A 25337-nucleotide genomic window follows, 5' to 3' on the forward strand; every position below is an offset into this window, starting at 1 on the left:
TCGGCGCGCCCCTTGGGGCAGGCCATGAGGATCAGAATCGATAGCTGATGCCGCCCATGACAACCAGCGGATCAATGTTGACCTTGGTGTCGTAACTGTTGCCGCCAATGGTGGCGGTGGCATCACTATCAATGTCCAGGTACCAGGCGGCGGCATTCAGGGCCCAGTGGTCATCGATCAGCAGGTCGACCCCGAGCTGGGCAGCCAGCCCCCAGGAATCGTCGAGTTCCAGGCGGCCACCGGCCACTGCCTCGTCGGAAAAGGTGGTGTAATTGACCCCCAGGCCCGCATAGGGCTGGACCGGTGAGTCGCTGCCGCCCATCGGGTAGTACTGCAGGGTCAGCGTGGGTGGCAGGTGCTTGGTGGAGGCCACCTCGGCGCCATCCAGGGCGATATCATGCTCGAAGGGAGCCGCGGCCAGTAGCTCGACCCCGAGCTGATCCATGAAACGATAGCCCAGGGTAAAGGCCACGCCACGCTCGGCGTCGACATCCACTTCGCTGACGCCAATGGCATTGAAATTGCCGTTGTCATCCTTCGGGTCGACCTTGGCCACGCCGATACGCGTGTAGATGTCACCCTTTCCATAGGATGCCATGGCTGAAGACGACACCAAGCCAGCGGCAATGGTCAGCAAAACAGCGGAGGCTGCGGTTACTTTTTTCATCAATCTTGCTCCCTTGAATGATCCGATGGCGGCGCATCTTGCGAAAGCTTGAGACGTCGCCAAACCCGACATTCAATAGTGTATGCCTCACCCAGGAGGCTGTCCTGAGACAGGTTGTCGCAGTGCAGCAATGAACGAAAAAGCGAATGATTTCGCCGCTTTCATGGCCTTTGCAGGCTCACGGCACATCAGGCCGTGCTGTAGCGTCATGTCCGATCGAGTGGTAACGCTGACTGGCCGTGGCAGGGCGCGGAAGGTCCCGCATGGAAAAACATAAGCGGGTTAAGTATCTTGGCGTAACAGACTCCACCGGATCACCACGACAGCGAGGTTGCATGAACCCCACCATCGAATTGCTCAAGTCCCACCGTTCGGTGCGCAAGTTCACCGAGCAGAAGATCCCCCACGAGACGCTGCTCGAGCTGATTCGTGCCGGCCAGAGCGCGGCCACCTCCAGCCACGTCCAGGCCTACAGCGTCATCCACGTAACGAACCCGGCCAACCGCGAGCAGATCGCCGAGCTGGCGGGCGGCCAGCCCTACATCGCCCGCTGCTCCGACTTTCTGGTCTTCTGTGCCGACATGAAGCGGCCCACCGAGGCCGCCGAGCGCACCGGCGCCGAGGTGACCCGCGGCATGACCGAGCAGTTCCTGGTGGCCAGCGTCGATACCGCGCTGATGGCCCAGAATGTCGTCGTCGCCGCGGAGTCTGAGGGCCTGGGCATTTGCTACATCGGCGGGATACGCAACAATCCCCAGGCCATCAGCGAGATGCTGGAATTACCCGACCACGTCTTTCCAGTCTTCGGCCTGTGTCTGGGCTATCCGGATCCGGAGAAGCTGCCCGAGGTCAAGCCGCGCCTGCCGGTCGAGGCCGTCTTCAAGGAAGATACCTACACCGAAGACGCGCCGCATGTTGCCACCTTCGACAGCAACATGAAGCTCTACTATCAGGCGCGCAGCAACGCCAACAAGGACACCGACTGGTCCCACAACCTGACGCCGCTGTTCAGCACCAAGGTTCGTCCACACATGCGCGACTTCCTGCTCAAGCGCGGCTTCGACATGAAATAAGCCGGCTCCGCGGGCATGGCATACTGTCTAGAGCACAGTGTGGCGAACGCTGAACGGGCGCCCAGGATATTAAAGAGTGGTGAACATGATGGTGTATCTGGCATTTTTTCTGATCTTCGTCGGGGTGACGTTCGCGCTCTATCAGGTATACAGCGTGCATTACGCGATCAATTTCGATGATGAGGAAGAGCGGCCTGAGCCGATTAACCGGGACATGAAAACCCTGGTCGAAGAGGCGGGATCAGGTACTTCGGGTGAGCCGTCACCCGGCTTCGAGTCGGAGGTCAGGCGCTTGTTCGGGCAGACGGTGAGCACGCGGCTGGTGCTGACGGCGGTGCATAGCGGGTACCTCGAGCCCCTGCTGCGGCGTCGCCGTCGGGTGGACGCTCGTGACGGCCTGACCATCGCCCACCTGCCGTTCTGGAAGACGCGGCCTCCGGCACGCTATCCCCGCGGGCCGATCCTCACTTGTCTCATCATCTGCAGCCTGCTGGCGCTGTTCTGGGGCGGCATGAGCGTGTTCACGCTGGGCTACCCGCTGCCGGGAGCGGGGCTTGCCTGGGCCAATCACCTGGGCGTGCTGACGGCACTGGTCTACGCCTCGGCGCTGTTGTCCTGGGGCGCCGCCAGGCTCGATGGCTACCTCCACGACATTCAGCAGATCGGCCGGTTGAGTACGGAGAGCAGTGTCTAGCCACGGCAAGCCGGCTGCATCGGTTGATGGCTGGCCCCCGGAAGCGGGCAGGGAGCATGCCGATCAGGTCCGAGATTGGCTGCAGCAGGATGAGCGGCGTATGGCCGCCCTCGAGGCGGCGCGTGACCTCGCACTGCCGGACTGGTGCCTGGCGGCGGGCTTCGTGCGCAACCTGGTCTGGGACCGGCTGCATGACTTTTCAGCGCCCACGCCGCTGAATGATCTTGACCTTATCTACTTCGAGCCTGCGGTCACCAACGCGGCCCGGGATCGCGAGCTCCAGGCCCGGCTGGGAGAGAGTCTGGCGCTACCGTGGTCGGTCAAGAACCAGGCACGCATGCACGAGCGCAATCACGACGCTTCTTATCGGTCGACGGCGGATGCCATGCGCCACTGGGTCGAAGTGGAAACCGCCATCGGCGCCAGGTTGGATGCAAAGGGCAGGGTGGTGCTGGTCGCGCCCCTTGGCCTCGAGCCTCTTTTCGCCGGCACCATCACCCTCAACCCCGAGCGTCCCAGGCCCCGGGCGTTCAGGCATCGCCTCGAGGCAAAAGGCTGGCAGCAAACCTGGCCACGGCTGAGGGTGGCGGGCGATTAGTCTCCCCGCGTATGGCTCCTGAGCCATCATCCTGGCACGCAATGTTTGCTGATATTCTTGCACTGCGGCATTCTTGCGTCTGGCTTGCCTAGTGTAGCCACCGAAAGCGCTTTCACGCTGCACAGGGCTGTGGTTTCGTGGCCCGGTGTCGTCAGTGGGCCAAGCGCTCGGTGCCTGTCGGGAGATGAGCCATCACGCGTGTTCAGCGGTTCCCGAACCATCGGGTCAGGCTGGAGCGGCGACTTTCAGGATGTGTCAGGCGGGGGTGCCATGAGGTCTCTTTCAAGCACGGGGTTTGCGATCTTCGGCGCGGCCTTGATTGCCATCACGTACGGCCTGGCGCGCTTTGCCTTTGGTCTTTTCGTTCCCCAGATTCGCGACGAGCTCGGACTCACCACCTCGGTGATCGGTATCATCGGTTCCTTGCCGTTGATCAGTTTCCTGCTGGCCACTGCCGTCGCACCACTGATCACGGATCGCCTCGGCGCCCGCTATACGGCAGTGCTCTCCGGCCTGTTCGGCGTGGCGGGGCTGGTGCTGATCAGCCGGGCCAGCGATGCCACGATGCTCGGCTCCGGGGTATTCTCATGCGGTATCAGCACGGGGCTGATGATGCCTGCGCTGACTGCCGGCATGCAGGCCATCGTCAAACGCTCCATGCACGGCCGCGTGAGCTCGGTGATGAATGCCGGCACCAGCATCGGCTTGATCGTCGCCGTGCCGACGGTACTCTTCATGGTCGGCGCCTGGCGGCTGGCCTATCTCTCCTTCGCCATCTGCGCCGCCCTCGGGGTCATAGCCGCCTGGCTCTTCCTGCCCTCGGTATCGCAGATCACGCCGGCCAACGCGGCGCCCCCGGCCCCCTTGCGCGAGCTGCCCTGGTCCCGGCTGATCCGGCTGACCATCTTCGCCTTCGTGATGGGCTTCGTGTCCTCGGCCTACTGGATCTTCGCCCCCGACCTGGTGGTCACCCTGGGTGGCCTGTCGCCGGCCTCCACCGGTTGGCTGTGGCTGGCCGTGGGCATTGCCGGTCTTGGTGGTGCCGTGGCGGCGGACCTGGCCGACCGTAACAATCCGCCCATCACTCATGCGCTGATGCTGATGATGCTCGCCGCCAGCCTGGTGCTGCTGGCGGCCAGCCCCTCGCAGACCCTGTTAGCCGCCTTCTCCGCTTTGGTGTTCGGCCTGGCCTACATGAGTCTGACCGGCCTTTATCTCATGACCGGCATCCGCCTGCTGCCCGGTCGTCTCGCGGTGGGGCCGGTGCTGCCCTTCATGGCGGTGTCGCTCGGCCAGGCAACCGGCTCGCCAGTCATCGGTGCTCTGGTCAATGCCTTCAACTACGCCGATGCCTTCTCCATCTTCGCTTCGCTGGGCATCCTGATTGCCATCCTCTCGCCATTCTATCCTGGGCACATCTATCAGATTGGCGATGAAGAGATCGTCGAGGAAGACACTGGTCTGCAGGCTGCCTACGACCATCAGCTGCAGAACGAGGAAGGCGAGCCGCTGGAAGACCCGGAGGACCCTGGAGAGGAGTCCGAGTCAACCGCGGATGACAACGCGACACAAGCCAGCGATGCTGCCCCCACCGAGAGCACCGTCGATAGCAATGATCAGACCACGGCAAGCGGGGAATCGGCTGAGGCTCAAGCCGATGGCGCGGATATCGCTCTGGACTCCGGCCAAGATGGCAGCCTGCAGGATGAGGACCACAAGTCGAGCCAGCACCAGTCGGCGGATAATCCGCAGCGCTCCTGATCGGCACATTGCATGCCTGCAGTGGGGCCATGCCCGGCCCTCTCGGACTTTCTCGATGACATGAGCGCCATCCCCGAGCATTTGCCTGCACTGGTTGACCCGATGACCCATGCCGGTCTCATACTGGGCCATACTCAACGACGGAGGTAACAGATGAAAATTCTGATGGTCCTGACATCGCACGACCAGCTAGGTGACACCGGCCACAAGACAGGCTTCTGGCTCGAGGAGTTCGCGTCGCCCTATTACACCTTCCTGGATGCCGGGGCCGAACTGACACTGGCGTCGCCCGCGGGTGGTCAGCCGCCGCTGGACCCCAACAGCGATCAGCCGGACGCCCAGACGCCGGCCACGGAGCGCTTCAAGCAGGATGAGCAGGCCCAGCAGGTGCTGGCCAGCACGCTCAAGCTCGATGAGGTCTCGGCGGCCGACTTCGATGCGGTGTTCTATCCGGGGGGCCATGGCCCGCTCTGGGACCTGGCCGAGTCGCCGACGTCGATCAAGCTGATCCAGGACTTCGACCAGGCCGGCAAGCCGATCAGCTTTGTCTGCCATGCACCGGGCGTGCTGCGTCACGTCAAGGGCGAAAACGGCGAGGCCCTGATCAAGGACCGCCGGGTCACCGGCTTCACCAACGGCGAGGAAGCCGCTGTGGGGCTGACCGAGGTGGTGCCGTTTCTCATCGAGGACGAGTTCATCCGCCTGGGAGCGCGGTACGAGAAGGGCGATGACTGGGCGGCGTATGTTGTGGAAGACGGTCGCCTGATTACCGGCCAGAACCCCTTTAGCTCGGAAGCGGTGGCGCAGGCCTTGTTGAAGCAACTGGCCTGATCGCCACTGACCGCTCGGCATCCCGCCCGCACATGACCCGCGCCCGCCGATGGTGAGCGCGGGTCATGGCGTTTTCAGTTGCGCATGGGAATGCCATCTTCCCAACGAAAGCCGGTACCGCCACCCTGCCAGACGCCCTCGGCCTGGGGCCGCGGGCCATGAATATCGACATGCTGCGGCAGGCCGAAGCCGGGGGCGAGGTCCTGAGTGCCACGCACGGTACTGCGGTGCATGATCCTCAGCCCCTGTTCCTCGGCGGGCAGGTGCGCCCCGGGCGCGGCGCGGTGGGCAACCGCCAGGTTGTCGATGAACACGCAGTCGTTTTCCTGATACTCGAACTCGCAGGCATAGCCGTTCTCCAGGCCTGCATTCGGGATGTCGTTGTACTCATGGCAGAGCTGCTTGAGTTCATCGGCGTTCAGCAGGCGAAAGGCCTCCTCGTTGGGCACCTTCTCGATCACGGCGCCGGTCATGCCCAGATGCAGCCAGATGCACCAACGTCCGGTAACGGGGGGCTCGTGCACCACGGGGTGCACCACCCCGGACGAGGAGTTCACCGAGGACAGCCGACGCCAGAAGGCCTGACGGTCCGCCGGCAGGGCATCATGGGCGGCGCCCTGGTGGGCAAAGTAGGTGCCGCCGCCTTTCTCGGCCGGGCGGATGATGTGATAGCCCGAATGCGAAAAGGTATCCGCATTGAAGCTGCCATCGTTGTGCCATTGCGGACCCACGCCCGGAATGCCATGGCGCTGATCGTTGGACAGGCGAAAGATATGCGGATTGCCCTGGGGCGTGGCCGGGTGAACCCATGAGTGCTGTGCAACTCCTTGCCACCCCACCAGCAACTGGCACGCAGGAAGTCCTCGGCCTCCAGAGGGGCCTCGTTCTTGAACACCAGGAAGCCGCGTTGAGCCATTTCCTGCTCCAGCGCCTCGAGCACTTCCGGGGGTGGCGCCTGCGGCGCCGACAAGTCAATGCCCCGCACCTCGGCACCCAGCGGGTCGAGTGGCGTGATGGTGGCGCCGAATTGCTCGATGGTGGCGACGCGGGCCGGATCAAGGGAGGGAAGAGTCGATGGGTTAGTCGTCATGGCTAACCTCCTGTCGCGGTGACCAGTGCGCTCTCCATCCCCGTAACACGGCTGGCGCGGGCGTTCCGAGTCAGTTGGGCAATATCGCCGGGAGATGGGGCACGCATGGAATGGATGTGGCGGCATTCTCGCAAAGTCCCCGCGATGCGCCAAACCCGATAGCTCCTGCCCCAGACTCACTGGCGACATTCTACCGGTCCATCAGTCGACGATGCCTCCTGGAGCGACTGGCCCGCGCTTGGTTTTCCCTCAGGGCGGGCTAGACTTCGAGTAGATGGGCAACAAGGTCCAGGGGTGGGGCAATGGCGCATATCGTGATCTGCGCGGATGGTACCTGGAACCGACCAGAAGAAGATCTGGCAACCGACCATCCGACCAATGTGTTGAAGCTTTCGCGTGCCATTCGGCCCGAGGCCAATGGGCTCAAGCAGCATGTGTTCTATGACTGGGGGCTCGGCTCCTATCACGACAAGCTGACGGCGGGCGTCACCGGCGCGGGCATTCACAAGAACATCCTGGATGGCTACCGCTACATCCTGCACAACCATGAGCCCGGCGACAGGATCTACCTTTTCGGTTTCAGCCGCGGCGCCTACACCGTCAGGGCCCTGAGCGGCTTGATCAACAACTGCGGCATCCTCACCCGGCAGCATGCCCGGCTGGTGACCGAAGCCTGGAAGGTCTATAAGAGCCCGCGAGCGAAGAATCACCCCGATGGAGAGGCCGCCAGGGCGTTTCGCGCCAACTACAGCCACGCCTCTCGCCATGTCCACTTCATCGGTGTGTGGGATACCGTGGGCGCGCTGGGCATACCGCACAGCCTGATGGGGCTGTTCGATCGAGATGATGAGTTCTACGACACCAAGATCGGGGCCAACGTCTCGACCGTGCGCCACGCCATGGCCATCGATGAAAAGCGCGAAGACTTCAAGCCTACCATCTGGCTTCCCCGAGAGGGCGTCGACCTCAAGCAGGTCTGGTTTGCCGGGGTGCACAGCGACGTGGGTGGCTCCTACCCGCCCGACAGGAACACGGGAGTTCGCGCCTCCGATACGCCCCTGCAGTGGATGCTCAACCAGGCCGAGAGCGCCGGCCTCCAGGTGGAGCCGCATCTCCGCGATAGCCTGACCAATGGCGCGGCGGGCAAGCTCCACAAGTCACGCAAGCACGTTTATCGCTTCACGTCGCCACTGCAGAGAGAATTGGTCGACGCGGACAGGCCCACCCTTATTCACCCCAGTGTCAAACGGCGCTACCAGGAGGACCCGCGCTACCGGCCACCGCAACTCAAGGCCCTGGTGGAAAGCCACGGTTGGGACAATCTCGGCGTGGGCGAATAGCCGGCGGAAGGGCAGGCCCCGTCAAGGCTGCCCACTCGATGCCGGCGGTGCGTCGATATCACTCGTACTTGTTCTGCCAGCTCTTCACCGCGATCTGATCCTTGAGCAGCTCCAGCATGTCCACCAGCACCTGCTCGGTGATCTGCTCGGTCTTGGGGTCGGTATGCAGCCAGGCATCGAAGCCGCTCTCGGCCAGGTGTTCCACCAGCGACGAGAATTCCGCCGAACGCAGCCCGGCCAGGGCCTCGTCGATCAGGTGGCAGGCCAGGTCGGATAGAGAGCCCTCCAGACTGCGACTCACCTGGCTGCCCATCGGCAGGCGCGAGAGCCGCTTGATCTCGGGGCTCTCCGACAGGGTGCGGCTGATCAGCCCGCGCACATAACGCAGGGTATCGTCGCGATTGTTGGCGTAGGCATCACCCGCCATGGCCTCCAGCCGTTGGCTCACCTCGCGGATCAGCGCCTGCTTGCGCGGCTCCACCACTCGCTCGATCAGTGGTCCCGAGAGGCCATCGCCGTTGCGCAACTCCTGTTGCACGTTATCGAGCATGCGAATGGCGATGCGGTCGGTGAGTTCCTCCATCAGGATATCGACATACTTGGCGGCCACCCGATACAGGTACCACTGGCGCACATCGATCAGCCCCATGCGCTGCAGGCGGTGCAGTAGCGAGATGACGCGCAGCACACGCAGCAGCCGGAAGCCGCTCAGCGGAATGCAGCCCAGCACGTCGTACCAGTGCACGAAGGGGTAGAAGAACCAGCGATGATAGTGCCGCTCAGCGATGGCCACGGCCCAACCCAGCAGCACATCGAGCAGGAAGACCGCCACGAAGGCCAGATCAATGCGCAGGAAGTTGGCATGAATGTGCTGCTCATAGGCCCCGTGCAGGCCCGGCGCCACGGAGGCAAAGGCACTGTTCAAGGGCGGCAGGAGAAAGAGACTGTCGAACAGCAACAGCGCCAGGTTGGCGACCACCAGCACGAGGATGAACAGGTCCCACACCAGGTGGACCCGCTCCATTGCAGGCGAGGCTGTGCGGGTGGCGGGCATGCTACCTCCTTGAATGCGTCGGGATGTCCGTCTACCCCACCAGCCTAGCGCGTCCAAGGGCGGCAGGGGAGGCCCGGTTGCCAGAGGCAGGACTCCAGTCGCGGGCTCTAAAAACCCATCTCCTACGATGACAGAGAATGCCCTCGGGCTCTAAGCTGATGAATCAGCCAACTCGCGTGAGACCTGCCCATGGCCCAACACCCCGCGACCCGCATCACCTTGCACCCGCATACACGCAGGGTGCGGATCTACCACGGCGACACCCTGCTTGCCGATACATGCGAAGCCCTTGAGCTGCGCGAAAAAGGCTATCCACACCGGCAATACATTCCGCAAGCGGATGTGGATATGTTAAATCTCAGCGTCTCCACCACCGTGACCCACTGCCCCTTCAAGGGCGACAGCACCTACTACTCGCTGCCCGATCTCCCCGATATCGCCTGGAGCTATGAAAGCCCCCTCGACGAGATGCAGGAAATCGCTGGCCGAATAGCCTTCGATGCCGACAAGGTGCAGGAGACAGTGGAATGACAACGGGAATCGAGGCTGAGGCCACAAGGTGGAAAGGAGCCTGTGTCATCGAACGTGCGTGTTGGGGGCGTTAGCAGTTGGTCGCTACCAGCGCTGACAGAGGCCGATGATATGGTTAATGTTGCCAGGGCGATGGGGGTTGACGTTGTGCGTGCTCTTTTCTCTGTTCTATCTGGCCTGACAAAGGAGACGAGGAAGGGGTTCGCGGCCCATGTTTCAGGTAAAAGTGGTTAATAATGCTAACTACGGCGTTCAGTAGTGATACCGCAGCTGAGCGATCAGCAGGGCGTCATCGGTTACCTTGTAAACCATTCAATGTTCTTCGTTGATGCTGGTAAGGATTTTTTGTCGCTTTTTGCCAGCACCGCTAGTCCTCCGGGGTGCGCTCGGAGACGGTGGCTTCATTCGGGGATTCCTTTTCTTGACCCTCGCCCTGCTCCAGTTCGGCAACGGAATCCAGCAAACGCTGAGCGTTTTTGGGAGTGCGTAGAAGATAGGCCGTCTCTTGCAGGTGGGCTCCAACATTTGTATCGCTAATGACTTCCATAAGGCTGGCCTCATTGCTGATATGGGGCATCCTCAGGATGGCATGCGCCCGGATGTTCGCCAATTGCCATCCCGCTGAGTCGCTCGGCTACCGAATGGCGTTGTTGAATTCGGTGGAGGCGTCGCCGGTCAGTGCGGCGAAGAAGGTCAGCCAGTCCGAGGTGCCGTTGGGGCGGCCGTTGGGGTTCCAGATCTCCATGTCGGTGCTGCTCGGGGCGTTGTCGCCGCCGGCGAGGTAGGCGCTGGGGTCGACGCGGCCAAGACCGCCGCTGGCGTTGAGCTGCGTGATGGCGTCGAGGCAGTCTTCCGGGTCGTCGGGCAGGAAGTTCAGCGGCAGGCCGAGGGCATTGGCGAGCAGTTGTTGCCGGGCGGCGCGCACGGCCGCGGGGCGGCCGACGGCGACGTTCTCGTCGAACAGGCCGACGGCCAGTGAGCTGTCGAAGGTCAGGCCGCGTCGCCACAGGTGAGTGCTGCCGGTGAGCATCAGGGCGTCGTCGACGATCACGCTGGTGCTGGCCAGGTAGCCGGGCCGGCCGGGGCCGGCCACTGGTGAGAACAGCTGTACGCGGTCGTTGCCCGCCGTGCGCAGAGCACTCAGGGCGGCGCGCACGCCGGCGCTGCGCACGTCTTCCAGCTTGGCGGTCTGGTTCGGCAGGTATTTTTCCGGCACGCACAACAGCACGCGCAGTTCGGGCCGCTCGGCCCAGCGGGCCTGGATGTCGCCAAGCAAGTCAATATTGCCGGGGTTGGCCGTCAGGGCGTCGATGGCCGGGGTCTCCAGGTAGAGGAAGTCCTCGGCGCGTTCGATGGCGGCCTGCAGGGCAGTGGCGAAGTGGGCGCTGCCGTCGCGGGTGTTGAGGATCATGCGGTCGAGGGCGGCGGCCAGGGCATCGTCGTCGAAAGTGCTCGTGCCGGTGATGGTATCCAGGTCGACCGTCTGGCCGGTCTGGTTCTGCACGGCAGCCTCGATCTGGCTCTTGAGATTCTGCCAGATCTGGCCGGGCTGAAAGCCGGGGTTGTTGGCCAGCAGGGCGCGAATGGCGGCATCGCCGGCCACGCCGTAGGTGCCGGTTTCCAGCACGGCCGCCCAGGTGGTGGTGCCGCCCGGGTCCGGGGTGGCGGTGACCGGCACGCTGGTGTGGGTGACGAAGTCGAGCAGGTTGTCGGCGCGTCGCTCCGCCATGGGCTGACGCAGGGCATCGGCTGCGGGGCCGGCCAGGGCTGCGCCGGGGCCGTGGATTTCCGCGGCGGCGGGCACGCCGGGGTGGCCGAGCTGCATGGGCGGTGACTCGTGGTAGGCGGCGCGCCCCGGTGTGGCACCGATGACGCCGCTGGCCCCCTCGGCATCGTAGGCGGCCAGTTCGCGGCGCTCCTGGGAGGGAGCCGGACGGCCCATGGTCGCCACTTCGCTCAGGCCATTGCGCTCGCGCTTGACCAGGGTGGCCGCGCTGTCGGCCGCCTCGAGGTCGCCGTCCGGGGTCTGGCCAAAGGCGGGCTCGGTGACGACCAGCGTATCGCCGGCGCTCGCGGCATTGGGCAGGGTACTGGCGGCCAGGTCGCTGGCGTCGAGGCTGGCCAGGTCGACCCGTTGCGGGGCGGCGTTGGCATCGTCGGGAATGGCCAACAGGGTCTGGCCACTGGCGTACTGGCCGGTGCCACGGTTCATGGCCGCGCCCTGTTCGCACAGCCAGAGCGTGATGCCGGCGGGGATGTCGGGCGGGGCGGCCAGGCTAAGCTGGTTGCCGTCTATGGTGGCCGGGCGGTCGAAGCGCAGCTCGGGATAATAGCGGCTCTGGCCATCGGCAATGACCAGCGCCTCGCAGGAAAGCGGCACCGGGTCGGCATCCGGCGCAGTGGGGGCTGCGGCGCCGTCCGGCAATGCCGCTACCAGCCAGGCATCGCCATTGGCATCGGCCAGCGCGGCGCCGCCGTGCTGTCGGAAGCGGCGGCCGCTTTGTGTATCCAGCCCGTGGGTCCACAGGCGCACCCAGCCACCCGGGGGCAGCGAGCCCTCGAAGTGCACGGCCACGTGCTGCTCGGCGACCGAGCCACCGGCGGAGGTCTGACCTTCGCCGGCCAGGGCGCGCACGCTGAAGTCGAGTGTGTCCGGAAGGTCGCCGGTGCCGAAGTCCGCCGGCGGGTTGGTCTGGCCCCACAGCCGATCCATCACCGGCGCCATGGCAATGCCGTTGGCGGCGGCGTCGAGCGTGGTCATGATCCGGCCGGTGACGGCGTCGCTGGTGGCCAGCACGGGGTTGGCGGCGGTGTTGCGCGCCGCACTGAGGCGCAGGCGTGGGTCGGCCTGGGGCGTACCGGCTGTGCGTGCCAGGCCGACGATGTGCTTTTCGATATCGACACAGGCGATGCGCAGGAAGTCGCGGGTAATCCCGGCGGGGAAGTTGCCGCCGGTCCAGCCGGCGAAGGGCGTTGCCGTATCCGGTGGCGCGTAGTGGCCGAGCGGCAGGGCGGCCAGGCGCGGCAGTGGGGCGCTGTCGGTATCGGCATCGGCCGCCGCGGTCAGGGCGATGGCCGGGTTGGTGGCGGCCTGGTAAAGCGCCGTGGAGCCGGCGGTCTGGTTGAGGTCGCCAAGGTTCAGGCGATTGAGCAACGGCGGGTCGATGGGGCCTTCGTGGGCATTGGTGAGGTGCACCACGCGCCCGGCCGCGACCGCCGCGGTAAGTGGGTCGGTCTCTTCATCGTCGGCCCAGAGGTTGTCCCAGTTACCGGGTTGGGCCATGAAGGTCCACCAGTTGGCCACCGCGCCGGGGTCCAGCGGGCGGCCGCGGTAGTCGAAGCACCATAGCTTGACGTTCAGCGCGGTGCCGCTGCGGTTCTGCACTGCCACGGCGCTGGGCGTCTCCGGTTGGCGCAGCTCGTGCACCGGCTCTTTGGCATTGGCCAGGCCGGCGTTGCTGTCGAGTCCGAGAAAGGCCGCCTTGTCGGCGTCGCTGCTGAGATCGGTCGGCAGGTCAGCTTCACGCAGGTTCTCGATATCGGCCATGCTGCCGGCGCTGGCGGCGGGCACTTCCATGGCCAGCCAGCGCACCCTTGGGCGTGCCGGCTGGTTGGCCGGCGGCGCGGGGCTGCCATCGGGTGACGGGATGATCTGGCTGAGCGACCACAGCCGCAGCTCGGCTTCCGGCAACAGCGTCAGTAGCACCACCAGGTTGCCGTCGGTGAAGGCATGGCTGCCGTCTTCCTTCCGCAGACCGCGCAGGGCCGGCGGCCGTGGGTCGCTGGCAAACAGGTAGGAACGGGTGGCAACCGCTGGCGTACGCCACTGCATATCGGTGCCCAGCGACAGTGGTAGCGACAGGTCGGCGTCGGGCAGTGGCAGCGTCGGCAGGGTGACGTTGGTGTCGCTGTGCCGGAACCAGGGGCCCAGGGCCGGGGAAGAAAGGCCGAGTGTATCGGGGGCGGGGACGAGATCGACCATGAGGTTGTGCTCCTAGGTAACGACCGCCAGACCGGGGTCGCTGGCGCGACCCAGGGGGTCGATCAGTTCGATCCGGTACTCGGTACCCACCGGCACCGGCGTGCTGTCGCTGGCTTCATCGTGGATGACGAAGGGCCCGCTGCCGCTGATGGTTTCATCGCGCAGCAGCTCCAGGGGGGCGCCGCTTGTCAGGCGTCGCGACAGCCGTAGCCGGTAACTGCCGACGCTGCCGCCGGAGAGCTCATCCGGGTGGCTGAAGGTGATCTGCACCTGGTAGCGGTCGCTGCCGGAGGGTTGGCCCTGCACATCATCGATGCTGGGCGGCGACGGTGGCTGCTCCGGCAACAGCACCAGGCTGAACGGGTCCGAAGGCCGGCTCCACAGGCCCGGCACGGCCTGGCCGGCGGCCTCGGAGCCGGATTCCGGTGCGCCCTGCACCTCGGCGATCCAGCTATAGCGCACCCAGGGGCGCAGCCGGGCGTGGGCGGCGATCTGCACCGGGCCGTCGTCGCGGTAGATCGATTGCTGGCGGCCGCTGGCCTCGTCGACCTCGCCCAGGGTCCCGGTGGCGACGATGGGCACACTGGCCAGCGTCTGAGTGCTGACCGAGCTGCGGCGCAGTCGCCAGTTCAGCCCCTGGGTGGTGCCGGTCAGCAGGTTGATCGTTACCTCGGCCACCAGCGGGTTTTCGCCGGCTTCGGCGGCCACCGGTGTGACCTGCACAGTGGGGCGCGGCGGCGGGTCGGCATTGGGCACGCCATAGACGATCATCGGCACGTCGCTGAGCACCGGCTTGGCGCCGCTCTCGGCCTCGGCCGCGACCTTGTAGAAGTTGAGAACCCGCAGGCTGCCGGAAACCGCATGACGAAAGCCCCGTTCGCCGGAGTTGAAGGCTACGTTGACCTCGCGCAGGCGCTCGAACAGGAAGTCGGGGAACAGCGCCTCGTTGGCGCGATAGAGGGTGGCGCGGGCGGCGGCGTTATCGGCGGCATCCAGGTCGTCGAGCAGGTCCTGGCGGTTGAGCTCGCCGAGGTGGCTGCGCAGCCGGTTTTCGTCGCTGTAATAGACGCCGAAATGGTGCTGGCCCGGCTGCGGGCTCCATCGGTATTCCACCCAGCACAGGCCGGTCACGTCCGGCCGGGCGGCGTATTGCAGTTCGTCGGGCACCGGCACGGGCGCGGGCGGGCGCGGGTCGACCAGCCGCAGGGTGGTCGGCGTCGACGTCTCGGACTGGCGGCCCTGGGTATCGATCCAGCGCGCCGTCAGCCGCAGAGTGCGCTGCTCGGTGGCGGCGAGGACCGGCCCGGTCCAGCGCAGGTCGAGCAGGAAGCGTTGCTCGTCGGCACCTTCGTCGTCTGGATGCACCTGCTTGTCGGCCTCGGCGGCGTCCAGTGGCGCCAGGCTGCCGTCGACCTCGTCGACGCGGAACACGCGCAGGGTCTGCAGCAGGTGACTGCCCGGAGCCAGCGACTCGGCATCCGGCACCATGACCTTGACCAGCACACTGCCACCCTGGGTGGCGGCATCCTCGATGGCCGGCTGGCGGTAGTAGGCCTGGAACTCGGGCCGCGGCGGCAGCGGCCGCACGCCCTCGCGATGCTCGCGACGTGCCCAGTTCGACCAGCGGCCGAAGCGGTCCTGCTCGGCGATGAAGTAGCGGATGGCTTCGGGGCCGGCCTGGCGATCGGCGACGAAGCCGCTGCCGGGCTCCGGGTCCGGGGGCTGGGTGCCGTTCTCGCTGTTCAGTGCCAGCACCAGCGGCAGGTGGAAGCCCTCGGCGTTGGCCTTGTTCAGTGGCCGATAAGCGGCACCGGGCGCGGAGGCCGGCGCGCGCTTGCCGGCGGCCAGCAGGCCTCCGACGCGGCTCTTGCGGACATCGACGATCACTTCGCGGCGGGCGGTCGGCGGCGTTTCCGGCAGCCAGTTGTCGCGCAGTGGCGGGGTCTCCTCGGGGGCCGGCAACTCAGGCGGGCGCAGCGGGTCCAGCGGGGCGCCGCGGTCGGCAATGGCAATGCTGGAGACGCCGAAGTAGCGCTCATGGTCTTCCAGCTTGTCCAGCGCCTCGGCATTCACGCCTGACAGCGGGTTGCGCCGGGTGGCATGGGTGAGGGGCAGGTCGTCGCTGAACTGCGAAGCCAGCGCCTTGAGCAACTGGTGGCGCGACCAGCGGCGGTGCTGGGGTGGTAAGGCATTGATCATGCCCTCAACCAGAAAGTCTTCGGGAGGCCGCTCGTCCTGGCGTCGGCTGGGGAGTGGTTCGGCGAAGAAGCCGAACACCCGGTAGAAGACCACCCGCTCCTCGTTTTCCCGGTAAGTAGCGTCGCGCCACTTGTAGCCGAGTCGGCTGGCGGTGCCGGGGTCGGCCAGCATCTGCAGAACCCGACCCAGACGGCTGAGGGAGCTGGCGCCGATCTTCTCGCCCTTTTCGTCGAAGATGTCTTCTTCGACCAGGTGGTCGCGTTGCAACTCGCTCAGGTCGTTGATCAGCGGCTCCAGGTCCTCCACCGCCGTGTCGCTCAGCGACGCCACCCGTTGGCGCTCGAAGTTGGCATTGGCCAACGGTGCCGCCGCCGGGGCCGGCGCGTCGAGGGTTTCCTGCAGGGGGCGGCGCTTGGGAGCCTGCTCGGCAACGCGCTGATCGGCGCGTGCCACGGCATCATGCAATGGCATATAGCGCGCGCCGCCTTCATGGGGTAGGTTCATGATGGCGCAGGGTTCGTAGTCGAGCCGCTGCTCGTCATGCGCCTCGATCCAGCGCACGCCGCTTACCCGCCCCCAGCCGGTGATGCGAATCCGGGTAATGCCGGGGCCGGAAAAGGCATAGCGATAGGCGGAGCGGCGGCCGATCGTGGCCGGCCCGGCGGCGGAGTCGACGAAGGCCTCGCAGGTCAGTTTGCGGTTGCGCCTCAGCAGGTCGGGGTCGATCTCGGGAATCCGCCAGCGCTCGCGGTCGAAGAAGGGCAACGGGCGGCGTGTGAAGCGCTCGGTAAAGCGGTTATCGGGACGTGTTGGCCGCGAGCCCCCCGGTCGTACCACGCCGGGACGCGGGCGTATCGGATTGAACGGGATCGGGTTGAACGGGATCGGGTTGAACGGGATCGGCTCGGCATCGGTGACCGGCGGCGTTGGGTCGCCAGGCTCCTGCGGCTTGAGCTCAGCCATCGACTGCGCCTCGACCTGGGCCCAGAGGCAGGTCTCGCCCGCCGCCAGACTGATCACCGCGGTGACCGGGCTTTCCGGGGTGACGTTGAAGGGCGGCAGCAGCTCCTGTTCGTTTTCGCTGTCCTTGTTGATGTAGAAGCGGGCGTCGTTGCGCGTGTTGAGCCGCTTGAGGTTGTCGACCGAGGCGCGCGCCACCAGGAAGGGCGCCACTGGCAGGCCCAGCAACGGATGATGGTTCACCCGCAGGTGATTGCCGGGTTGAGCATGTGGCTCGTCGCTGTCGACCGGCAGCGCATGGGCATTGAACAGGTACGGCGTTACGAAGTCGCTCATCAGAAGCCCTCCCGTTCCATGATGGCCGGCCGATGACTCAGGCGCCGGCGGCCGCTCAGCACGCCGTCGCTGGTGTCCATGTCGAGGCGCAGCGTGTGGCTGCCGGCCGCCAGCGTGAAGGGGCTTGCGGCCTTGAGAAATATCCGCGTGCGGCGCTCGTTGCTGCGATGTATGGCAAGGCGGTGGCCCTCCACCTCGGCGCGGCGCACGTCGCAACGGGTGACGAGCTCGGCTCGGTCTTCGTCCTGCAACACGCTGGTGGTGCGCATCAGCGGCTCGAGGCTGTCGACCAGCAGGCCCTCGATGCGCCACTGGGCACCGTCCTGGCGCCAGACCACATAACTGGCTGGCTTGTCGCTCGGCAGCGGCAGGGTATCGGCTTCCATTGCACGCAGCAGCTCGTCGAACAGGCTGTCGGAGACTTCTTCCGCGCCACCCGGCAGGGTCGCGCCGGCGGGCAGGATGATGTCGTCCGGCCGGTACGGCGCCGGGTCGTCCGGGTAATAGCCCAGGTGTTCCAGCAATTGCCGCGGGTTGGCGTAGCGCGAGGTGACAAACCGCGTGGCGCTGACGGTGGCCGCATCGCTCGCCTCGCCGCTGGCACCCTGGCGTGGCGCGACCAGGCTGAAGTCATACATGGCCTGTGGCTCGAGCGGGAACCGGGCGTGCAGCGAGGCGCCGCCGACGACGGGGGCATCCGGCAGGCAGGGTGCTGCCGCGGCGGCCGCGTTGATGCGCTGATAGCCGGGCTCGAGCAGTTGCGGCGGGCTATGGCTCCAGCCGAGCTCGCCGGGAAGCGGCGCCAGCAGGCCCGGCAGGGGCTCCGCCGCGGGCCGCGGTGCCGGATCGGTGCGGCGCACGTTGAGGCGCAGCTCGCGGCCATAGAGTTCGGCAAGCTGTGGCATGTGACCGGCGTCGAAATGCACCCACAGAGCGTCGTCGAGGAAGTGGCAGGCGCGGCCATCCGCCGGCTCCACGGCGCTCAGGTGACGGCTGATGTCGCGCACATCGAACAGGTGCTCGTTGAGGCCATCCTGCGGGCTGTTGTCGGCCGGCTGCTCGTTGGCAATGGCGAAGTGGAAGCGCTGCGGCGCTGCGGCCGGCGTCCACTGGTCGCTCGGCGGCGTGGACGGTGGCTCGTTGGTGCCATCCTCATTGGATTTCCAGGCCTGCCATGACCACTGGACTTCCAGTTCGTATTCTTCCCCGGGTTCGAGCACCAGGGCTCGGCGCTGATCGGGCGGCTGGCCGGCCCTGTCCCGGGTGGTGTTGCGGCGGCGCTCGCGATTTTCGGCATCGTTCTGCCGGCGCTCGACCATGACCTGATCGGTACCGCAGACGGCCAGCACGCTGACCTGCTTGCCCGGCGGCGCGTGAATCTGTAAGCCGCTCCAGGGGCCGGCAGCGTCGCTGGCCGGGTTGTACTCGATCACCTGGCAGCGCCGGCCCTTATCCCGATGCTCATCGAGGACGCGGCCGGGCCACTGGGCATCCACGTCGTCGCCGACCATGCCGCGCACCAGCGTCCGGGCCGGTGCCGCGTCGCTACGGCCGCTGATGAAGGCTGCCAGTGACGCGGCCGCCGGGTCGTCGTGTGTGAGGGCGTCGATGGCCGTGGCATGGGTGGCATGAGTGAGCGGTGGTGCATCGGTGTGTACGTCCTGTCGCGGGGAGCGGCAGCAGATGCGCAGCAGCACCGCTTCGCCGGCGCCGCCGGCCAGCTTTATCTGGCTGATGTGGCCCCTGTCGCCGGCGTCGAGCAGCACAGGGTGGGCCTGGCGCTGGTCGGGTGGCGTCTGGCCGCCGGCGACGCTATTGCCGTCGCTGTCGTACGCCTCGGCCTTCACCGGTCTGCTGTTGAACAGCATGATCCAAAGCTCGACGGCACGGCAGGGGTTTGGCAGCTCGATGTGCAGGCCTGAGTTCGGGAAGTTGATCTCGGCGCTTCTGTCGCTGCCGGCCACCGGTGTTGGCCCGTTCTGGTCCACGGCATCGACCAGGCGCAGTTGTTCGTCAGCCTTCAGCGGTGTGAAGCGGATATTGGCGTGCTTGAACTCGGAAAGCCCCTCGCGGCGCGGCTTGAGGCGCAGGAAGGACTCGCAGGCCTGGTCGTCGGGTTCATCGACCTCGGCCGTGGCCGTGAAGCAGAAGCCGAACAGCACGTCGCGCTGGCTGCCGCCGGTGATCTGCACGCGGGCAATGCGGCTGGACGCGTTGAGGTGTGCCGTGAGGGGCACATTGAGCGGCCCGCTGACGGTTTCGCTGGCCACGCTGCGGCCATTGGCATCCAGCGCACTAACCTTGATATCGGCCTGGCTGAACGCCATCAGCCGCAGTTCGACCTGCAGGCTCGGCGACGCCAGGCGCAACTCGATACCGGTCGCGGGGAAGGTGATATCGGTCTGCTGATCCCGGCCAGGGCGGAAGCGCTGGGCGTCGACGGAGTCGGTCAGGATAAACGGCTGGTCCGCATCGAGGGCGACTACCTCGATGCCGTCGATGCGGGTGCGGGTGCTCTTGCCGCTGGGGCGCAACTGGCCGAAGTCGATGCATTGCTTTTGCGTGCGGCCGGGCTGGGCGGGGGCATCGCAGACCAGCAGGGTGATGCGCGGCCTGGCCAGCTCACGGTCGAAGCGGGCTTCCCAGGGTAGCGGCAGGGCCAGTTGGCCGCCCTCGACGCTGCGCTGGGCCGAAGGCAGCCGGTAGCCGCGTTGCAGCGCGGTGCCGGCGACGCTGACCGGGAACGGCAGCGACTGCAGTCGGCCCGGGATCAGGTGGGCGGCGAAATGGCTCAGCAGGGTCTGCAGGTCGCGGCGTCGGTAGACACGGCCGCCGCTACGCAGCAGCGGTTCGGCCGTTAGGTGGAAGTGACTCGGGTAGGGCGGCTCGGTCCGCTCTTCCTGGCGCAGTTGTACACGCTGCCAGCCGAGCCCGGTGGCGGCACGGCCGAACACACAGGCGCGCCGCGCCTCAGGCACCGGCTCACAGAGGTTGGTGACTTCCTCGGCCGGGTCGCCGGCCAGGCCGTCGCCGGCGTCATCGCCCGGCAGGTTCAGCACCCAGTTCCACGGGTTCCAGTCGAGCAGCTTCAGGTTGGGGCCTTCGTGCTCGCTGGGCTCCGGGTTGTCGGCCCCGCTGACCGGTTGGCGGTAGGGGCTGCTCATCCACACCGATTCGAGCTGGGCGCCTTCGCCGACCAACAGGCCATCGCGCTTGCGGCGCAGTTGCAGGCTGTCGAGCCGGTAGGCGTACTTGAGACGGCTGCTGCCGAACCAGCGTGGCGGGGCCTGGGCATCGCCGGGGGCGAACTGAGCCGAACTCCCGAGACCATTGGCAATGAAGTGGCTGAAATGCAGCACCGGGGCGGTATCGGGCCAGACGGTGTGGTTGTGGTCCGGCGAGGCGCCCTGGTTGATGCCTTCCTCGTCGAGGTCGAACAGCGGTTCGGCGGCAATCGCCGTGCCGATCGGCGCGGCCGTGCCCATGATGCGGTCGCGCCGGTCGGTCAGCGAGACCGAGGCGATCGGTGGTTCGGGCTCCGGTGGCGTCAACGCTTCCAGGTTGTCGCCGATGCTGACGCCGACACAGCCCTTGAGGGAGAAGAAGAACAGATCGACCTCGCCGCAGAATTCGCCGTCCAGGCGCAGCAGGGCGCTCTGATCCGGTGGGTCGAGGTAGGTCAGGATCAGCTTACCGCGGGCGGAGATCGACAGCACCACCAGGTCCAGCTCGCCGTCGACGAACACGCCCCCCTTGATCAGCAGCGGCTTGGTGCCGAAGCCCACCAGCACCTTGGCCGAAGCCGAAAGACTGATCGGTCCGGCGCTCCAGTCGATGCCCCAGCCGGCGCCGAAGCCCACCGCGAAGCCGTCGAAGGAGAAGTCCTTATCGCCGCCCAGCGAGGGCAGGCCACCCTGCTCGATCATCAGGTAGGCCCAGGCCTGAACATTCAAGGTGCCGGGCAGCAGTGTCAGCGTGATGGGTTCGCCGTGTCGGCCGAATTCGGTCTGGCCGTCGCAGCCGAGGCGCACGAAGGTGCCGTCGCCGTCGTAGGGGAAGTAGGCACCGAACGGTACCTTGACCTTTAGCACCTTGGGGATCTCGTACTGGGCCGAGACGGCCACGGTGACGGCCTCGTCGTCGATGACGATCAGCCCGGTAATCGCGCCTTCCGACGAGCCTTCGTCGCTGACCGTGGTGTTGGGCACCTCGATGACCTTGACGTCGACGCCGAGGATCACCTCCGGGTCGGGGAAGCCGACCACCACCATGCCCGAGGCCGAGAAGCAGAAGCTGACATCGGGCAGCGTGCCGACCACCACGCCCACGCCCAGCGCGTACTGGCCCTTGAGCGCCCGGTATTTGCTATCCGGCGGGGTGCCCCACCAATCCAGCTCACGGCCGACCGGGTCGTCGGTTTCGGCGGGGATGTTGCGCTCGCCGTTCATGACGAACATGCCCTTCATGCCGTACAGGGCGGCGCCGGTCTGCAGCAACGGCAGCGGTGTGGAGAACTGAACGCCCACGGCCAGGCTGAGGAAGGTGTAGGGTTCGTCGTTGGGGTCGGTCTCCTGGGAGAGGGCCAGGGCGGCGCTGGCCTTGAGATCCAGCGGGATGATATCGGCATCGACCCCGGCGCGAATCAGGCCGCCATCCTCGATGCGCAGCCGACCCTCGCCGGTGAGCACGGCCGGTACGTCGGCCTTGAGCACGAAGCCGCGCAACTCGAAGGTCGGCAGCGGGTTGTCGCCGTCCTCGAAGGTGAGTCGGATGATGGCCTCGGAGATTTCCACCACGCCGATGTTCAGGGCCACGGCGATGCGCCCCTCGATCCACAGCGAGCCGCGGCCCATGGCCACCTCGACGATGCGCAGCAGGCTGCCGAGCACGCCGTCGATCTCCCACTTGCCGGGGTCCTCGATCTCCATGCGGCTGGTATCGAAGGCCAGGCCGATCTTGTCCCAGCCCTCCTGCGAGTTGTCGAACTCGAAGCCGACGCCCTTGTAGCGAATCTTCATCGGCCGGTCGGCGGCGGTCCTGATGCCGAGCGCGCCGCCATTGATGTGCAGCGTGCAGGTGTAGTCGCTGGTCAGCTTGACCTGGTAGTCCGCCCCCGCATCGCTGATGGCACGGGTCTGCGCCTCGGCCTCGACGGCGATCAGCGCGGTCTTTGAGCCGTTGCCGACCAGCGGGTCGCTGCCGCCCAGTGGCACATCGGCAAAGGCCGCCGCGCCGATCAGCGCGGCGACGCGGGCGCCGGCTTCGACCATCTCGGTCTCGGAATCGACGCCGGAAAGCAGCATCGGCCCGAAGGCCAGCGCCGCGGTCAGGTTCTTCTGCTCGGTGGATACCAGGCCATCCGGATCGCCATCGGAGCGGATGCCGAGCGTGGTGCGCGTGAAGCCGGTACGCACATCGTGGATCCACTGGGCGTGGACGGTCAGGGTTTCGCGGCTGGCCTCGACGGCCTCACCGTTGATGGCCGGCAGCGGCAGCTCGGTGGGCGACCAGACGAATTCGGCTTCGGCCAGCGTCGGCACCGCATCTTCCCAGCGGGTGACCGTGGGGCTGTCCCAGACGAAGCGCAGCTTGACGCGGTAGTCGATGGCGGCGGCCTTGGGCGGTACCGCGGCCGGGTCGCGACCCGGTGCCGGCACCAGCGAGCGGCGCAGGGTGGCCCTGTCCCCCGGGTTATCGGGCGTTTGAATCTCATCGTTCTCCGGGGTTCCGCCAATCGCGTAGATATCGGCTCGACGGTAAGCCTGGCGTTTCGGCTCATAAGGATGCGCCGAATCCTGCTCCATCTCCCAGCCGTTGCGCTCCAGCTGGTGGCGAATCAACCAGCCCCGCGCGAAGCTGGGGTCGCCGAAGGCTTCCGACTTCTCGGCCGGGGCGAGGCCGATGTCGGCGCTCTCTTCCAGGCTGTCGCCGGCACTGTTGGCCGCATCCCAGTCGCTGTGCTCACCGCGGCGCACGATCCGGCTGCTCTCGATCGCCGTCTGGCCGGCGGTGGGCGTGGTCAAAAACTCGTGGGCCTTGTCGGCGCGGTCGCGGGCCAGGGTGATATTGCCCTGAGCCGCGTCGGGGCCGGGCTCACCGAAATTCAGATCATCGGTACGGCCGATGATCAGGAAATCGGCGCCGGGGTACTTGCTGGCCCAGACGAGCAGTTGCTGATGGATATTGGCCGCGCCCGACGCGCTGTGGACGCCCTTGGGAGTGTGCTCGCCCCAGCTCAGCGGATTGTTCTTCTCGAACTCCATGAGGATCTGCACATGGCGGTCGTCGCGGATGTTCTCGGCTGGCGGCGGGCCGCTGCCATCGCCGATGACCACCCGCGCCAGGCCGTCGCTGGGCACACTGACGCCGGCCGGGGAGGCGTCGAGCATGGCGCTGACCAGCCGGTCGGTGAAGTCGCCCTGGGCGTGGAAGTCCGAGAGATCGAAGGTCTTCTCGATCTCGACCAGGTCCAGCGGGGCGGTGGCGTCGGCGGCGTCGAAGACGCCGTTCTCGCAACCGATCAACAGCGGCGTATTCTCGGTCAACTTGAGATGCAGGCGCGCCACGCGGTGGCCCTTCTCGCCATCGACCTTCTCGCGCAAGCGCACGAAGAGGTGGCCGTCACGGTCCGCCTTCAGTCCGGTCAGGTCGGGGCTGAAGGTGTTCCCCTTGGCACTGCTGCCATTGGCTTCGATGCTCCAGTCGAATTCGCTCGCGCTCGGGTCGGCAGCGTGGGAGACCGCTTCCAGGATCAGGGGCTCGATCTCCGCGATGGTGCCGTTGAGCTGGACGACATTGGCGAGTCGCTCGCCGCCACTGGTGATCACGGCAATGCTCGGCGGATCGCCGGCGGCGATAAAGCGGAAGGTGAACGGCGGATGCTTGAAGCGCTGCTCCTGGCCGTCGATGGTCAATATCTCGACGGGCTGGACGGTCAGCACCTCATTCTGGCCGACGCTGCCGCTGGAGCTGTCGCCTTCCTCGTCCGCGCGGTCGGGCCAGGTCCAGATGGCGGTCCAATCCTGCAGGGCGCCGTCGGGCAGGCTGCCATCGTCCGGCGGCGCCGGGGCGTTGAAGCCGGCGTGAAAGCTGACCCGCTCATCCGTGCTGCCCTCGAAGATCACCCGCGGGAAGCGGTCGCTCATGTCGACCGGCCGGTTATCACCGCTGGGTTGCTGCTCGAACTGGAAGGTGGCCGGGTCCAGGGCCGTGCGCCCGAACTGCAGCTCGAACTCGCCCTGGATGCCGGCCGGTCGGCCGATCAGCAGGTCCTTGACGCCGCCGGACAGATCGCCGACCACCGGTAGGTTGCGCGGTGCGTAGACGGTGGCCTCGCGAATGGCCAGGCCCATCCAGGCCGGCCCCTGATTGCGCTCCAGCACTTCCGCCGGCGAATAGCTGGAAGAGAAGTCGAAGGTCAACTTGCCGACCGACAGGCCGATATCCGACGAGCCGAGGAAAAAGTGCGGCGGGGTGAAGTTCAGCGACACCACGGCGCCGGATTTCAGCGTCGGGTCGAACGGGTCGGGCTGGTCGATGAACAGGAAGTCGACATCGGAACTGCCGGCGTTCTTCTGCAGCCGCAACACCGCCGAGCCGGTGATGCGAACCGTGTCGTTGTTCGGGTCGCGCAGCAGATGCCGTGGCGTGGTGCCGGTTTCCTCGACGAACAGGGCCGGCTGCAGGCCGTCGACGCTGAGGCTGAAATCTGCCAGGAAGAGATCGAGCTGCCAGGCATCGGGCGCCGGTTCCAGGTTGTCGGCAATGCTCTGGCGCTCAAGCGAGAGCTGGAACGGCATGCCGGTGTGAATCAGCGGTAACGACAGAATGCCGATGCCGACATCGAAGCCCTCGGAATCGGCATCCAGCGACTCATCCAGCGCCTGAATGCGCCCCTGGTGAATGATGGCACCCGGCGAGCGGCGGCTGCTGTGGCCGATGACCGCAAAGCGCTCCACAAAATCCCGCACCGCCTGAGGCAGTACGGACTCGACCTGATCCACCGCGGAGAATAGCTCCAGCAGGGGAATACCAGCATGGCGCGGCATCGGCTTGCCTCTTGTTCTGTCGTGAAGCGAACAGCCTTAAAGTTAATAAAGATGAAGATAGAAAGCGCCAGCCCATACGGCAAGCAAAGCCTGAAAAAAATGTCGATTTAACCCCCGAAGGCAAGGCCAAAAGCAGCCAGTGAAAAGGCTTTAACGATGAAAAGCCAACAGGA

General features: G+C 66.2%; 14 protein-coding genes and 1 pseudogene. 8 read left to right on the plus strand and 7 right to left on the minus strand.

Going from position 1 to position 25337, the window contains the following annotated elements; genetic code table 11:
* Positions 1-31 precede the first annotated feature (31 nt).
* Positions 32-598 carry an OmpW/AlkL family protein gene (locus QWY74_RS00775; RefSeq protein WP_290313558.1) on the minus strand — a complete coding sequence of 189 codons (567 nt, stop codon included), beginning with the start codon at positions 596-598 and terminating at the stop codon, positions 32-34.
* Between QWY74_RS00775 and QWY74_RS00780 the strand changes: the two genes are divergently transcribed.
* The 6 genes from QWY74_RS00780 to QWY74_RS00805 all read left to right on the plus strand — a co-directional run bounded on the left by QWY74_RS00780 (position 597) and on the right by QWY74_RS00805 (position 5624).
* The gene (locus QWY74_RS00780; RefSeq protein WP_290313559.1) at positions 597-719 is read left to right on the plus strand and encodes a hypothetical protein; all 123 of its coding nucleotides are present in this window, start codon (positions 597-599) and stop codon (positions 717-719) included. The two genes, QWY74_RS00775 and QWY74_RS00780, sit on opposite strands and share 2 nt — an antisense overlap.
* Positions 720-1002: 283 nt before the next feature.
* Positions 1003-1740, plus strand: coding sequence for an oxygen-insensitive NADPH nitroreductase (gene nfsA, locus QWY74_RS00785; RefSeq protein ID WP_264826693.1), 738 nt, complete (start codon positions 1003-1005; stop codon positions 1738-1740).
* Between the two features lie 85 nt (positions 1741-1825).
* Complete coding sequence (locus QWY74_RS00790; RefSeq protein ID WP_264826692.1) at positions 1826-2434, plus strand: hypothetical protein; 609 nt, start codon at positions 1826-1828, stop codon at positions 2432-2434.
* Between the two features lie 100 nt (positions 2435-2534).
* Positions 2535-3032, plus strand: a complete 498-nt coding sequence (locus tag QWY74_RS00795) for a nucleotidyltransferase family protein (protein ID WP_290313560.1) — start codon at positions 2535-2537, stop codon at positions 3030-3032.
* Between the two features lie 270 nt (positions 3033-3302).
* Positions 3303-4793: an MFS transporter gene (locus QWY74_RS00800; RefSeq protein ID WP_290313561.1), complete on the plus strand. Its 1491-nt coding sequence runs from the start codon at positions 3303-3305 to the stop codon at positions 4791-4793.
* 153 nt (positions 4794-4946) lie between these two features.
* On the plus strand, positions 4947-5624 hold the full coding sequence (locus QWY74_RS00805) for a type 1 glutamine amidotransferase domain-containing protein (protein ID WP_264826688.1): 678 nt from the start codon (positions 4947-4949) through the stop codon (positions 5622-5624).
* Between the two features lie 74 nt (positions 5625-5698).
* Here the strand turns inward: QWY74_RS00805 and QWY74_RS00810 are convergent, their stop codons facing one another.
* Positions 5699-6463, minus strand: a complete 765-nt coding sequence (locus QWY74_RS00810) for a TauD/TfdA dioxygenase family protein (protein WP_290313562.1) — start codon at positions 6461-6463, stop codon at positions 5699-5701.
* A 14-nt stretch (positions 6464-6477) separates the two neighbouring features.
* Positions 6478-6903, minus strand: a pseudogene (locus QWY74_RS13015) (hypothetical protein); the annotation flags it as partial.
* A gap of 113 nt (positions 6904-7016) precedes the next feature.
* On the opposite strand from QWY74_RS13015, the gene QWY74_RS00820 reads away from it, so the two are divergent.
* Positions 7017-8054: a T6SS phospholipase effector Tle1-like catalytic domain-containing protein gene (locus QWY74_RS00820; RefSeq protein WP_264826685.1), complete on the plus strand. Its 1038-nt coding sequence runs from the start codon at positions 7017-7019 to the stop codon at positions 8052-8054.
* Between the two features lie 58 nt (positions 8055-8112).
* On the opposite strand, the gene QWY74_RS00825 is transcribed toward QWY74_RS00820, so the two are convergent.
* Entirely contained in the window at positions 8113-9108 is a 996-nt protein-coding gene (locus QWY74_RS00825) for an ion transporter (RefSeq protein ID WP_264826684.1), read from the minus strand.
* Positions 9109-9297: 189 nt separating this feature from the next.
* Here QWY74_RS00825 and QWY74_RS00830 point away from each other — a divergent pair, with 189 nt between their 5' ends.
* A complete protein-coding gene (locus tag QWY74_RS00830; protein ID WP_264826683.1) occupies positions 9298-9639 on the plus strand; it encodes a DUF427 domain-containing protein in 342 nt (113 codons plus the stop codon).
* A 634-nt stretch (positions 9640-10273) separates the two neighbouring features.
* Here the strand turns inward: QWY74_RS00830 and QWY74_RS00835 are convergent.
* The 3 genes from QWY74_RS00835 to QWY74_RS00845 are packed head-to-tail and all read right to left on the minus strand — an operon-like array spanning position 10274 to position 25164.
* A complete protein-coding gene (locus QWY74_RS00835) occupies positions 10274-13621 on the minus strand; it encodes a phospholipase D-like domain-containing protein (RefSeq protein ID WP_290313565.1) in 3348 nt (1115 codons plus the stop codon).
* A gap of 12 nt (positions 13622-13633) precedes the next feature.
* Positions 13634-17116: a hypothetical protein gene (locus QWY74_RS00840; protein ID WP_290313566.1), complete on the minus strand. Its 3483-nt coding sequence runs from the start codon at positions 17114-17116 to the stop codon at positions 13634-13636.
* Positions 17116-25164, minus strand: a complete 8049-nt coding sequence (locus QWY74_RS00845; protein ID WP_290313567.1) for a hypothetical protein — start codon at positions 25162-25164, stop codon at positions 17116-17118. Before QWY74_RS00845 ends, QWY74_RS00840 begins: the two co-directional genes overlap by 1 nt.
* Positions 25165-25337: the final 173 nt, after the last annotated feature.

Source organism: Halomonas almeriensis (assembly GCF_030409235.1).
Classification (GTDB): Bacteria; Pseudomonadota; Gammaproteobacteria; order Pseudomonadales; family Halomonadaceae; genus Halomonas; species Halomonas almeriensis.